The organism is Niabella sp. (assembly GCF_030150205.1).
Taxonomy (GTDB): Bacteria; Bacteroidota; Bacteroidia; order Chitinophagales; family Chitinophagaceae; genus Niabella.
The window spans coordinates 53930-67798 of the sequence record NZ_JASLGT010000017.1 but is presented as its reverse complement, the minus strand read 5'-3'; the positions used below and the strand labels follow the sequence as shown (position 1 = coordinate 67798).

Sequence of the window (13869 nt, the reverse complement as noted above, 5' to 3'; positions counted from 1 at the left end):
AGTGATTGCTTAACGTAAGACAGGCATCGCCTTCGCACTGTTTGTGAATAGCCTTGCCCTATTTTATCATTTTTTAATTTACTTAATTTTGTCATTTAACAATTTACAGCTCATTGCGCCTTTGCTAAAAGCGCTAAGCGACACATGCTATACTACACCCACTCCTGTACAGGAACAATCCATCCCGGTAATTTTGCAAAACAGAGATGTGCTTGCCTGTGCTCAAACCGGCACCGGCAAAACGGCCTCTTTTGCCCTTCCGCTATTGCAACTGTTGCACCTGCAGGGAGCAACAAAGCAAAATAATTGCCGGGCTTTAATTTTAGTACCTACGCGGGAGCTGGCGCTACAGGTGGCGGAAAGTTTTGGTGTTTACGGAAAGTACCTTTCGTTAAAACACCTGGCAGTTTTTGGAGGCGTATCTCAATATAACCAGGTGAAAGCATTGCGGCAAAAGGCTGATGTTCTTATTGCAACTCCCGGCCGTTTGCTGGATTTACTTAACCAGGGCTGCCTTTCTTTAAGCAATATTCAATACCTGGTACTGGATGAGGCTGACCGTATGCTGGATATGGGCTTTGTGAATGATGTGCGAAAGATCCTGTCCAGATTACCTTTGCAAAGACAAACAATCCTGTTTTCTGCAACCATGCCTACGGAAATTCAACAATTAGCCGGTACGCTGTTAAGCCAGCCAATAAAAATAACAGTAACGCCACCGGCAACAACAGTTGACCGTATACAACAATCGTTGTATTACACAGAAAAGCGGTTTAAGCCTTCGTTGTTGTTGCAGTTACTGAAAGATGAGCGCATTCAGACAGTGCTGGTATTTGCGAGAACAAAACATGGAGCCGATAAGATTACCCAAAATCTTACTGGTGCGGGTATAAAAGCTGCTGCCATACACGGAAACAAATCGCAGTCTGCAAGGCAAACGGCGCTACTGAATTTTAAAAAAGGGGCAATAAAGGTGTTAGTGGCCACGGATATTGCAGCCAGAGGGATTGATGTAGACCACATGGGACATGTGATCAACTATGAGCTGCCAAATGAACCGGAAACCTATGTACATCGTATCGGGCGTACGGGAAGAGCAGGCGCAGAAGGCATTGCTATTTCTTTTTGCGATTATGAGGAGAAATTGTATTTACGCGATATTCAAAAACTGATCCGTAAAACCATACCGGTTATAAAGGGGCATGCTTTTGATGTACCCCTGATGCACGGAGATGATTTTAAAGCAGCGGATTCGTTGCAGATACCGCGCCGAACAAACCGCCCGGCTAAAAGAAAGGGCCGGTCGTTTATGCAGCATATTTAATCAACAATGCAGTAGTGCCAGAGCTCCTAGCCATATTTTTATTTTAGGTGAAAGCTTTCAGGAAATAAGCCTGCATCATAAAATACAGTGGCATAAAAATGTATTAATGGAAAATATAAAAATCGGAGACACAGTTACACTGCAGTCTCCGTTCGATTCTAAAAGACAATATACCGTGTTAGAAATAAATGGTAATTATGTTACTCTGCACCTGGCTGGGCAGCGCAAAAACCTGGTTATTTATATCAAGTGTATAAAAGGCAAACAATAGATTTAAGGAATAGGGACGATTTTTTTTATGAATTGTATGGCCCCGGGTCATAAAACAGGTTGTTTGGCCAAATTAGTTAACAATTTTGGGGCCGCTCTTTGAGAACTGTTCGTATAAAGAGTAAACACGCTAAAAAAGCTCAGCAATATATTAACGAGTTTGCCCTAAAAAAGCGGTATATTCAGGAACTGTAAATTACTCCCATGACCTGTTCTACTTTTTTAGGGATTTTTGGGTATCATTACAGGAAAAGCCAGGGGATTAGCTCGGCAGCTTTTTTCCCGGGATACGGGACTGAATAACAGGCTTAAAATCTCCAACAGGGCACAGTCCGTTTTGGTGCCGGTAAGCGTTGGTATGGATATCAGTTTGCTATTATGTTTATTAACCGCAGAACGAAACAACATGGAACAAGATCCTGTTTTAATAATAACCAGCTTCCGGAAAACTGCGTTTCGATTGTTTGAAGAGCTTTACCACGATTTTAAAGAGCAGGCTGGGAAATTAGACCGTCAAACAGACGAAAATGTATTTCACCAGTTGTGTGGAAGATACGAGCGCCGGCTGCAATACCAATTGGGCCTGGAGGCCAAAGATTTGATACGCACTTATAAACGAAACGACATATTACAGTTACAGCAATCGCTTACTGAGCATATTACGTATTGCCTGTTGGAGTTTAAAAGAAAAGCCGGTAGCCTTTAGAAGGCGCCATTAGCCGGTAATCTCCAGCTTTGTAAATCCATCTCCATAAAAAACACGGGCCAGATCTTTATTTCCGGTCTTGTCATATTCAGCAATCCTGCTTTCATCTACAATCCGCCAAAAATTTTTCAGCTTTAATTCATTATAGTCTGTTGTTTGTATAAATAGCCCTTTAATTGAAGAACGACTTTTAAACCAGATCTCGAATACGGGTCGGTTTTGTTTTTGTATGGCGCTGGCTATTTGTTCGGATGTCATATAAGTAAATATATTTATCGGGAAGGTTTGTGACGTAACAGGTTTGTTTATAATGATCAATGGTCTATAAGTGCATAATTATTGTTCAACGATTATGCCTGATAATATGGGCTTCATTCATCCAGCTAAACTGCATGTGCGCCCGGTGCTGTCTTTTAAAAATACATGGTATCAAATTCAAATAGTGATCAAAACACTTGGAGGACTGAAGAAATACCCAACTCCCCCAATTCTGTTATCAGGCTTCCTTATTGAAACCCAACCGTTATTTATGATTGATTTTGGTTAAACTGCGTGAATGAAAACGGAAAGAGACAGGAATACAAAAAGTCAGAGAAATAAGAACCGTAGAAAATTTAAATTACTTTATGTGCTATTGCGTTGCAGAAGATACACTATTAATAACATACTACAACAAAAAAAATATATTGCCGGATTACCTGGACTCAAAAAAGGAAATCAGGTATAAATTTAGAAGATATCAGATGGAGTTGCTTCAATATGGTTCCCTTTACAAAAAGAAGATTAAATATCTGCATCAGGAGATTGTTTTTCTTTTTTGAATCTTCGTATAATTTTAATTACAACAGGCACCGTAACCAGCACAATAATTGCCATCACTACATAATTAAGGTAAGGGCGTAAAAAGGGCATGGTTCCTATTACATAACCGGCAATTGAAAAACAAAGTATCCATCCCACAGAACCAATAAAGGCAAATAACAAAAAACGGCTGAATTTTTGTTGGATGATGCCCGCAACAATGGGAGTGAAAGTGCGAATCAAAGGAAGAAATGCACCAACAATCAATGCCATGCCGCCATATCTTTTATAAAAGTTTTTCGCTTTTGTTAAATACTGCTTTTTAAAAAAAGCTGAATCTTCCCTGCGATATAAAACAGTCCCTGTCTTATAACCGACAATATAACCCGTAATATTTCCCATTAGCGAAGCTAAAATTCCTAAGCTGCACAGCGTAAAAAAGCTATGGTCCAGCACATTGGTAGCAATCAATACGCCTGCCATAAAAAGCAGCCCTCCACTTGGAAGAAAGAAACAGAAAAAAAGGCCTACCTGCCCATAAATTGCCAGGCAAACAAGTAGTAACCCGCCATATTGAATTAGTGCCTCGGGATTAAACATTTGATTTTAGTTAAACAAACTGCTTTGAAAAGCTACTTAAAATTCTCTTTTGGATAAAACAAATTTTTGTTTACGGCAAAATTTGACTGTAACAGCACGATATAAGGGCGCAATAATCGTAAAATCAAAATCCATTTTAAACTATATTTAGCCGCGGAAAGCGACCTGCCTCTTTAAATATAAGAGAGCCAATCTCTTTTAATTCCTGTATCGCCCGACTCACTTTCTGCCTCACGATTTCCAGCTGTGCATATCCAACCTCAAAATCTGCATCATACCTTGCCGAGCAATAGGACTTTTGAAGCAGCCTGAAAGCTTCCTGTTCTGGATACTGGCTAAGAACTCATTGAGCTGTTCACCTGTTTTGAACTGCTTCAAAAAGTCATCGGATAAGAAATCTTCTGCTTTCATTTGTTCATATTGTGTTTAAAGTTAAAAAATCGAATCTGTTAAGACTCGATTTTAACTTACACACTTTATGATACAGTGTCCTTTTTAGACCGGTATCTGGCGCTTTGGATATTCCTAGCGATAGCTTCTGGCATCAATGGTATTTAATAAAGAGATATTTTAGAAACTTAAAATGCAATCTCGTCTAATTTGTTTTTTACCAATTATTGTCTTGCCACTATTTGCTCTTTTTTTTCTCGCTCCGGATTACAGAATGTATAACCACTGCTGGTAGTATACACTTTAAAACCATTATGCCGCAATACAGCAAAAAAATCCTCCCGGGTGGCTTTATAACATAAGCGGGTAGTTATTCTCTTCTGCTTATCCAGGCATTTCAGATCTGTAAACCGAATCCCATACCAATACTGCATCTGGTCTACAAAAGCTGCCAGAGGCACGTTTTCATACACCCGTTCTGTATTTTTCCAAACAGTAAGACCTTCGATATCCCCACACCTTTGGGTCATAATACTATCCTTAATTATCTCTTTATCTTTTATTTTGACAAAGGCGGACCAATCGCTAAAGTTCAAAGTTTCGGAGTTACCTGAAGGTAAACTGGCTTCCAGGCTGCCTTTTGATACAGCAATCAAACTGCCGCCTTCTATGGCCCGCAGGTCAAAACTGCCGCCCTGGCTGGTGATATTGATATTAGGTCCGGTCATTGTTAACGCTCCCTGGCTTTCAGCAAATACTTCTCCCTGCATCAGGGATGCTGTTAAGGTGCCTGTTGATGGGTCAGGTGCAATTTTCAACTTGGTTTGGGCATTTAGTCGCAAAACGGTATTGCCAGGTAACACCACCAGGTATTGTTGTTCCGGAGCTGTGCTAATTTCGTGCCCTTGGAAACGAGTTGTGTCATCGGTGCCATTATGTTGTTGATAAACAATCTTTCCAGGCCGTTGTATTACCCTTAGACCGCTATATCGCAACTGCAGGCTTGTATTGCTATCCGCCAGATAGTTCTTTTCGCCATCTTTAATAGTGCAATTAAATTCCGTGGTATTTATGTCACCGGCTTCTATTGAAGCACCGCATATTACTTTATATTGTTGCCTTTCTGAAAGCACTTTGTTCATCCACAACCCAACTGCAAGCAATACGCTGGCAGCAATAGGTACAGCATATTTTACCAAAGTTTGTTTTCTTTGTGCCGCTTTTCGGGCAGCTGCTATTGTCACAATTTTGTGGGCTAAAGCAGCTGCATCCACCTTTGGCAGATTTTCTGCTGGCGGTGATGGCATTTCCGCATTTACTTCTTCTATCAACTGTGCCAGCTCTTCATCGTCGTATAAATTCCATAACTGGATGAATGCGGCTTCTTCCTGTGCGGTAGCGCTACCTTCCAAATGTTTTTTTATCAATGATTTTATTACAAGTGTATTATCAGTCATTGTTGAAGATTTTTAAGATCCATAAAATGAGTACAACAGGAAGTTGCCCTCTTTTCTTCAGATAGCCGGTAATGTAGTCCCGAGCCGCGGCCAGGTGGCTTTTTACAGTTTCGTCTTTTATACCCAGTTCTGCCCCAATTTCCTTGCGCGACATACCCGTATGTATAAACAACTCCATTACTTTTCTTCGCATAGGTGATAGCTGTTGCAAAGCATTATCTATATGACGAAGGGTTTCTTTGTGGGATAGAATATCGATCAGGCTTTTAGGATCCGGTATCTTGTCATCATCATCCGGCAAAGAAGTTATTGGAGGATTCTTTTTTTCATTTCGTAAATAATCAATGGCTTTACGCATACCGGTAAGGATTAACCAACCTTCAGGATAGGGAATTTTATCCATTAAATGCCGGTGTTCCCAAAGCGTTAAAAAGGTATCTTGTAAGATCTCTTCTGTGCTACAGGGATTTCGTACGTAGCGATTAACATATGCGTACAATCTATTGTGATAGGTTGCAATAATTTCGGAAAGATCTTTTTCCGAACCGGATACCAGGTGATCAAATAGCATACTACCTCCTTTTTCATGTAGTAACCCGCAAAAACGAATTACTGGTTTAGGGGAAGGAGCAGGGGAAAGAAAATTTTTAAAAAAAAGTCAGATTTCAATTCACCCGTACACCCTCTTTTTTACGTATAATATATTAGAAGGGTTGCTTAATTAACTGATTTGGCAATACTAATTTAAGCATTACTTCTGGTTGTTTTACGCTTTTCGTAAAATAAAAATCATCAAAAAAATGTTTTGAATGAACCCGGATAAGGCATGCTGCAAGGAATATGAAAATGATTGACGGGGGTAGCTATTTGAAACCGAATTGGATCGCAGGCTTTTTGTAAAACGTGACGTAAAATGGCCAAAACTGCAGGTTTTTCTTCAAAATGTTTCTTTTGGGCGCTCTGGAATCTCAATCCTGCATTAGGAATGGCGGTAAAAAAATCAACATCATGAATTCTCTTTTTAATAACGATCGACTTGATTATATCGTAAAACGATGTGGTGAAACCGGAAAGGTGATTCATCAAAGTCGAATTGAAGCGATTGAAGCCCTTGCCAAATTAAAGCATGCCTCCCATCGAAAAGATGAAACAGGTAAACGAATCAAGCACAGAGGTCTGAAGCCAGGAGGAAAGAGGATTTACTACTGTTTCTTTTGTGGCGGATACCACCTTACCAGTTGGAGCTGGTGGCCCTTTGGAACAAAAAACTATTTAACCAGACAACAGCAAAAAATAAAATATGAAACAATGTTTACCATATAAATTTAATTGCCTTCTCTGTCAGCAAAGCAAGAAATGTTATGGCCGGGCGGCCTTTAAACGAAGAAAGGGTATGTTGTTACTCCAATAACCTCATACCCTCTAAACAATCTGTAAAAATAACACAGGTTATTCTTACTAATTATTCATTTAAACTCAATTTAAAATTAACCAAAAATGGTTACAAAAAAAATCATGTTGGGAGTGGCTGCTATAGCCACTGCCACTGCGCTGGTATTTGGCACCAGCAGTTTTGATAAAAAGCCGAAGAATGAGATTAAGACCACAAAGCTCACTCCAGTAACTTTTAATTATACGCCAACTTCACCTGGCGACTTCAGTTACGATGCAGTAACCACAAACAGCAACTGGAGCCAGGGAACCGCGTCTTGTTCAGCTGGTAGTGATAGAGCTTGTTCCATTCAGGTAGACCCATCCCATATTGATGCCAATGGCAAATTAAAGTCAGATGTTGTAATTGATGCGGCTGAAGGCTCTGACCCAGGAGACTACTATGTATCGGGAGGCACCAACCTTTCCAGCATACAAAATAAGAATTAGAACTACGGTCTGAGACGATGAAAAAACGAGCTAATAATACAAGGCTCGTTTTTTTTGCCTGTGAGGTAACAATATCATAGTTCTGATTCCTCTTACTTAGTTGGGATTTTGAGGCATTCCTGTTTGATTAATAATATCTTTTGGTAGCGGTATAGCCGACCGGTTATCATTTGGCGCAATCACATAGGCTGTTCCATTAATTGTTCTCTTAAGTGTAAGATCTGGATTTAGTTTATTTAGCCGCTTTATATCCGGCCATCTAAGGCCTCTCATTAAGAGTTCTTTACGTCGTTCTGCCAGGATCATCGCGAGTGCCTCATCGGACGTATTTGCAGTCAATGGAATAAAGACCAAAGTCTTATTCCACCTATTGACTAACAGGCCATTTAAGGCCCCCAGGCTTTCGTTGATCTTCCCCAGCCGGGCGAGGCTCTCTGCTTTCATTAATACTAACTCATCAGTAGCAATGCCCGTAAAAAACAAACTAGGGCTTGCTGCATAACTTCCTTTATAAGCCTGGTATCCTTGCGAAGCTTTAAAAAAGATAGTTTTTCTTAAATCATTTTCTGAGTAGCTAGAGTATAAAGTAGTGTCGACAGAAGCAATGTTCGTAGCATGGCATCTGATCAGAATATTCATTGTTGTAAAAAAAATAATTTCGGGGTTAAAAGGCTTAAAAGGCACAGAGCTCGATGGTTTAACTTCTGCACTATTATAGTTAAGCAATGTATCAGTAATAGAAAGGGCAAGAGCTGAATATTTTAATACGCTATCATACCTATTCATAGAAAGGTATGTTCTGGCCAGAAGTCCATAGGCAGCACACTTTGACGGTCTGTAGGGATGTATGGATTTATTGGGCAAAAATTTCGCAGCCTTCATTGCGTCAGCGATTACTTCCTGGTAGCATTCTTCAACCGTTGAACGAACGGACGGTACATTAAAGTCCGAAGATGCTCTCAATACAATTCCCAGGTCACTGCCGGATTGATTTTTATCATACCCTTTTGCATAAATCCAAAGGAGATTCAGATAATAATACGCTTTAAAAAAATAAGCGCTGCCATATATATTATTCCACTCCACTTTATTTGTCTCAGAAACTGGTATTTTCCCAATTTCATCCAAACAATAATTAGCATTATATATTGGAAAATATGCATACTGCCAATCGTTAGGTGCATAACTATCATCCGGGTTCCACTGGTATACTTTTTTCCAGTCTGTCCGTAGTCCGTCATAAGATTTTGGCAGCAGAAAAAAGTCCGTTGCATAAGATTCTCCGTAAGAAGGGGTTTGTTCTAAATTCATGTAATCCGCGTCATCCAAGAGCTCTTGCAGGTCGTCCAGAGATGAAGGAACCAAAACGGAGGAATCATTCTTTTTATCAAGGAATTTCTTGCAGGAGGGCAGCAAAAATATTGCCACCAACAGTATATAAATAAAAAATATTTTCATACTTTTTAAATTTTATTAATGTTAAAATTTCATTCGTACTCCGGCGGCATAGGTCTTTTGTAAACCCGGAGTTCCCGGATAATCAGGATCCAGCCATTCATCATTCGACCTCCAGATAATTCCAAGATTGGCGCAGTTTACGTATACCTGGATTTGTATGGGTGTAATATTTCCTTCTCTTCGTTTTATTAGAAAATCATATCCCAAATTCACATACTGAATACGGATATGATCACCCTTCAGGTAATTGATCTCTGAAAAGGAATAAAAATTATCCCTGTAGTTAAATTGAGGATCATCTGTGTAAACCATGGCAGGAATATTAGTTTTCAATTCATCCCCGGGTTGCCGCCACCTGTTTGCATAATCTTTGTTGCCTATCCCGCCTGAAAATAAAGCGGAATAGGACAAAGCAGGGCGGGCAAAATAATAGCCCATTTTATAAGTAACAGCGGCATTTAATGACAGGCGTTTGTAAGAAAATGTATTTGTCAGAGCTCCAAAGATTGTGGGGTTAGTGGGCCCTACATATTTTATAACTCCGCTTTCCAGCCCATTATCCTGGGCCGCTTTTTGCATTGCGGCATAGTCGGTGCTTTTCTGCCCGTTTAAAAAACCTTGTGGGTTGCCATTATCATCAAGGCCGGCCCACTTATAGGCAACCACAGCATAAAGTGGTTTGCCCACTACAGGCCTTATGTAATTTGAGTTTCCTCCCAGTAAGGTAGTTATTTGCTCTGCTTTAGCAGCGTTATATTTGGTAGTAATTGAATTATTATAACTGAACAAGAAGCCCGTACTCCAGTTAAAATCGCCAATAATGTTCTTGCTGTTAATCGAAAAGTCAATACCCTTGCCCTTCATATTGGCGGTATTGGTCACTATTTGGCTTACAAATCCCCAGGTAGTATAGTCATAGGCTGTTAATCCATAAAGGTCGCTGCCTTTTTTTAAATAATACTCCAACGTACCAGATAGCCGGTCTTTTAACATTGAAAAATCAACACCCATATTCAATTGACCGCTTTGCTCCCACTTAAGCGAAGGGTTATTTATAGTGGATATTCTTAGGTAAGGTAATTGTGTGGTATAATTGGTTGCCGAATTAGCAATTGGAAGCGGAGACCGGCTTAAATCCACATTGCCACTATAGCCATACGTCAGCCGTAATTTTAAATAGTTAAGGGCTGTAGAATTAATAAAACCTTCTTTTGAAAGAACCCATCCGATACCCGCCGACCAAAGTGGTTTCCATTTATCATTCGTTTTAAGGCCAAAGATATTAGAGCCATCTTTCCGGAAGCTACCCGTTATAAGATAGCGGCCTTTAAGTTGATAAGAAGCGTTGGCATAGGCAGACAGGAACCGGTTAGTGATTACAACACTCTGAACCGGTGAACCAGGTATTCCCATATAAAAACCGGTAATCACATCAGGATAAACCATATCGTAATTCATACTGGAATATTGTAGCGGATCTTTTTGATAACCATATAAGGTATAGTTGTTTCCGGTTGATTCCATTTCCCTGGCTTCCAACCCGGCCAAGGCCGCAACGCTATGTATTCCCCATCCTTTGCTGAAATCCAACTGTGCTCTTAAATTTTGAGCCGTTAACGTGCCTGTGCCCTCGTTATAAATGGCGCCTTTAGGTACATTGTAAGTAATAGATCCATCATCAGCTATACCTGTATACCTGTTAATAAGAGTACGCGTATAAAAACTGTTTACATCAGCATTTCTTATTTTGGTATAAGTTTGCTTTTCCAACTGATAATTTACGGATGCTGTCAGCTCATTTATCGGCTTCCAGCGCAGCCCGGCCTTGGTAACAAGGTCCTGGTTCCTTTCCGTAATCCTGTCAAACAAATAATCCTTATATGGATAAAAATTTCCATCCAGCAATGTGCCCTTACCCACTGAATCTATATATTGCGGCCGGTAATTTGTTGCTATCGGCATAGCCGCCCCCTGGTCATTAACAAGGTTTTGATAAGGGATATTTGAACGGCTGCCCGTTGTTACAGTAGTGTAATCCGGCCTGCCGCCTGTGGTTTGGTTGACGGTATAGTTAATCCCAATATTAAGATCAAGATTTTTAAGTAGCCTGTATTGGTTCTCTGCCCGTATTGCGGACCTTTCAGTTCTGGCGGCCAGGGCCGTTTCACTTCGGTCGTGCCCCGCAGAAATCACCCACGCTAAGTTATTGCTGCCCCCGGTAAAGGTTAATGCATATTGTTGTGTTATTGCTTTTTGATAATAATAGCGTTCCAGGTTTTTTCTGTTATCAATTTGTTTTAGCTGATTAATCTGTGTTGCGGAATCCTGTGCAGAAATATTGCCCAAGCGGCGCTGCTGAAAAATCTCCACGGCAGGTGTTAATGGTAAATAGCGTTGATTGGCGATGGTTCCATCAAAATAGCCTTTGTTAAATAAAAACTGCTCTACATCAATATAATCCGCAGCATTCATTTGAGGAATGCGGTAAAGGTCTGGCTTCTGCTGAACGATTACGGAAGCTGAAGCATCAATTTTAAGACGTTGGTTTAGTCCTCCCTTTTTTGTTGTTAGTACAATTACACCATTTCCACCACGTGCGCCATAAATAGAAGTTGCCGCCGCGTCTTTTAAAACTGTTATGCTTTCAATATCATTAGGGTTAATATTATCAATACTGCCCTCGTAAATAAAGTTATCCAGCACAATTATTGGGTCCAATGGTCCGTTTATGCTTGACAGCCCCCGTATCAATACCCCCTTATCACTCTGCGGGTTATTACCGGCCGATTTCCCTACATTAAAATACAGGCCCGGCACCTGCCCATCCAGCCGTTTAAGCACATTAATTCCAACCTGCTGGTTCAGTTTTTTATTATCCACTACGGATACTGAGCCATTTATTTCATTGGGTCGTGTGTATTGATAGCCGGTATTGGCAACAATATTTACGGTTTCTGCTGAAGTATATCGTGGAGAAACTATTAATATGCCCATATCAGCTTTTACAGGCAGCTCCAACGTATCAATGTGAAGCCCGGAAATAATAAGCGTAGCCGTTCGGGAAACATTATTCAATAAAAAGCTACCATCCTTTTTTGTAACGGCATTATTAAGCGTTCCTTTAATTGTTACCATAAGCCCCGAAGCGGGCAGCTGATCAACATCTTTCACTATCCCAGTTACTGATATAAAAGCGGAGGAATCAGTTTGAAAAGCTTTGGATTCATTCGAAAATCCAAGCAGCGCAAGGAGCATTATTATTGCAATTGTTTTTTTCATGGGTTCACTTTTTTGAGTTTAACAATGGGCCGGTAAACAATGGCAGCATCCAATAGCTGCTGTCGTTCTACTAAGTCGAGCCCTTTCTTTGAAAGAAATGATCGTATTTCAGGCAGTGACCAATTACTAAAGCCTATTGGAAATATAATATCCATATTAGGCAGAGGAGCAGTGTTATTTATGGTTACCGGCTTTTTTAATATTCTGCTTAAATAGTTTCCCAGCCGGCTCAAAGGCCGGTTTTTAAAAATAGATTCGGATTTCTCATCTTCTGAATCTTCAAAAGCAGGCCCCCCTTTTGTGGCGGATTTTTTCAGGTTGTTATTCGTAGTTAGCGTATAAGTGTTAAAAGCATGTTTTTCTATTTTTAATTTTATTCCAAAGGCCCTGTAAAGGTCTTCCTTTAAAAGGAAGCGTACTTCAGCATTTGGAATAGGAAGCGTGTTTAATTCATAACAATATTTCTGATCCAGCAAGTCTTGATCAAGAGGATCTTCCACTATCAGCCTGTTAAGTGGTATCGGGGCTATTTCGGGATAAGCTAACTGGAAGAACGTTTTTAAAGGATAGTTGATAACCGTATAGCGGCTTATAAGCCCTTCACTATTCGTTTTATTGGTAATAATACCGCCCAGGTTTTCCTCGAAAGGTGTAAAAACGGAACGGTAAATAAACCCAATATTGCTGCTTCCGTTTCCATTTACCAAAAAAGGAGCATCCGGGTTAAAGAGCAGCCCGTCATTCTTTTCTTTTAGCGCAACTGTTTTTGCCCGCAGTGTGCGTTCAATATTTTCTTTTGTTAACTCATCAGCAGCAGTAATAGCAACTACTTCAGCACTGGAGTTGATCCATACATATTGCGGAATAACCTTAAATGGGAAACGATCATTTAAAAAGGGGTTCTTTACGGCATAAGGCAATGTTAACTTAAAGTGGGTAAGCTTCTTTCTTATATCCAGGAACGATGCTACTTTTTCTGCTGATTCGCTGGTATCTGCATTGATCATTATTATTTGCAGGCTGTCTTTAAACCGCTTTTGCAACTCCTGTATTTTAGGGAACGCTCTCACACAGCTTCCGCACCAGGTAGCCCAAAAATCCAGTATCACCAGTTTCCCTTTAAAGTCTGATAACCGGGCTGTTTTGGTAGGATAATTATATAAATTGATAAAGGCTATATCCGGTACAATATCCCCTACATTCAAGGGCTTAATGGTGCTTTCCTGGGCCGCCGCGTACAGGCATAAAATAGCCCCTACGCTTACCAGCATAAATTTTTTCATTATAAACCATCGTTAGGTGATGCAATATTATTTAGGAAACGGGTGGGCATGGGTATAGGTGTAGCATTGTAAAAGGTGTTTTGCGCCCTGCAGCCGCCGGAGCAGGTGGGGCCGTTGCATGAGAAAACCGGCCCACCGCCCGGCAAATGATCATTCCGGATTACGCGGATGACTGGCGTACCAGAAATTATATTGAGCCGGATAAACACCTCCCAAGTGGCGCACCTCTGGCCCGGCAGAAAAAGTAATATGACTGATTCTCGCTTTCATTTATGGTAGAAGCGAGTCTCATAGCAGATATAAAGGCAAAAACCATGAGCCCTGTCATCTGCGCTGCTGGGTTCTGACGCCCTTGGGGCAGATTTATGCGACAGGAGCCCATGGCTTTTGCTATACACAAAGATATAACATCGCCATGAG

Annotated in this window: 12 protein-coding genes; 4 read left to right on the top strand and 8 right to left on the bottom strand. The window is 40.5% G+C overall.

Going from position 1 to position 13869, the window contains the following annotated elements:
* The first annotated feature begins 88 nt into the window (after nt 1–88).
* Together Q1V85_RS14080 and Q1V85_RS14075 are read left to right on the top strand one after the other, a co-directional pair.
* Nucleotides 89–1324 carry a DEAD/DEAH box helicase gene (locus tag Q1V85_RS14080; protein WP_008582813.1) on the top strand — a complete coding sequence of 412 codons (1236 nt, stop codon included), beginning with the start codon at nt 89–91 and terminating at the stop codon, nt 1322–1324.
* Between the two features lie 676 nt (nt 1325–2000).
* Nucleotides 2001–2300, top strand: coding sequence for a hypothetical protein (locus Q1V85_RS14075; protein ID WP_300600971.1), 300 nt, complete (start codon nt 2001–2003; stop codon nt 2298–2300).
* Between the two features lie 9 nt (nt 2301–2309).
* Here the strand turns inward: Q1V85_RS14075 and Q1V85_RS14070 are convergent, their stop codons facing one another.
* The 5 genes from Q1V85_RS14070 to Q1V85_RS14050 form a co-directional block, all read right to left on the bottom strand.
* Nucleotides 2310–2558, bottom strand: coding sequence for a hypothetical protein (locus Q1V85_RS14070; protein WP_300600969.1), 249 nt, complete (start codon nt 2556–2558; stop codon nt 2310–2312).
* A 525-nt stretch (nt 2559–3083) separates the two neighbouring features.
* Nucleotides 3084–3701, bottom strand: a complete 618-nt coding sequence (locus Q1V85_RS14065; protein ID WP_300600968.1) for a VTT domain-containing protein — start codon at nt 3699–3701, stop codon at nt 3084–3086.
* A 231-nt stretch (nt 3702–3932) separates the two neighbouring features.
* Nucleotides 3933–4112 (bottom strand): hypothetical protein, encoded by a 180-nt coding sequence (locus tag Q1V85_RS14060; protein WP_300600966.1) that lies wholly within the window; start codon nt 4110–4112, stop codon nt 3933–3935.
* 203 nt (nt 4113–4315) lie between these two features.
* Nucleotides 4316–5548, bottom strand: coding sequence for a FecR family protein (locus tag Q1V85_RS14055; RefSeq protein WP_300600964.1), 1233 nt, complete (start codon nt 5546–5548; stop codon nt 4316–4318).
* Complete coding sequence (locus Q1V85_RS14050; RefSeq protein WP_300600962.1) at nt 5541–6119, bottom strand: RNA polymerase sigma factor; 579 nt, start codon at nt 6117–6119, stop codon at nt 5541–5543. Before Q1V85_RS14050 ends, Q1V85_RS14055 begins: the two co-directional genes overlap by 8 nt.
* Nucleotides 6120–6556: 437 nt before the next feature.
* On the opposite strand from Q1V85_RS14050, the gene Q1V85_RS14045 reads away from it, so the two are divergent.
* Nucleotides 6557–6871 (top strand): hypothetical protein, encoded by a 315-nt coding sequence (locus Q1V85_RS14045; RefSeq protein WP_300600961.1) that lies wholly within the window; start codon nt 6557–6559, stop codon nt 6869–6871.
* A 174-nt stretch (nt 6872–7045) separates the two neighbouring features.
* Nucleotides 7046–7429, top strand: a complete 384-nt coding sequence (locus Q1V85_RS14040) for a hypothetical protein (protein ID WP_300600959.1) — start codon at nt 7046–7048, stop codon at nt 7427–7429.
* Between the two features lie 96 nt (nt 7430–7525).
* Here the strand turns inward: Q1V85_RS14040 and Q1V85_RS14035 are convergent, their stop codons facing one another.
* From Q1V85_RS14035 to Q1V85_RS14025, 3 genes are read right to left on the bottom strand one after another with little or no spacing between them, the layout of a single operon-like run.
* The gene (locus Q1V85_RS14035) at nt 7526–8887 is read right to left on the bottom strand and encodes a RagB/SusD family nutrient uptake outer membrane protein (protein WP_300600957.1); all 1362 of its coding nucleotides are present in this window, start codon (nt 8885–8887) and stop codon (nt 7526–7528) included.
* Nucleotides 8888–8908: 21 nt separating this feature from the next.
* Nucleotides 8909–12142 (bottom strand): SusC/RagA family TonB-linked outer membrane protein, encoded by a 3234-nt coding sequence (locus Q1V85_RS14030; protein WP_300601327.1) that lies wholly within the window; start codon nt 12140–12142, stop codon nt 8909–8911.
* A 20-nt stretch (nt 12143–12162) separates the two neighbouring features.
* Nucleotides 12163–13449: a TlpA disulfide reductase family protein gene (locus Q1V85_RS14025; protein WP_300600955.1), complete on the bottom strand. Its 1287-nt coding sequence runs from the start codon at nt 13447–13449 to the stop codon at nt 12163–12165.
* Between the last annotated feature and the right edge of the window lie 420 nt (nt 13450–13869).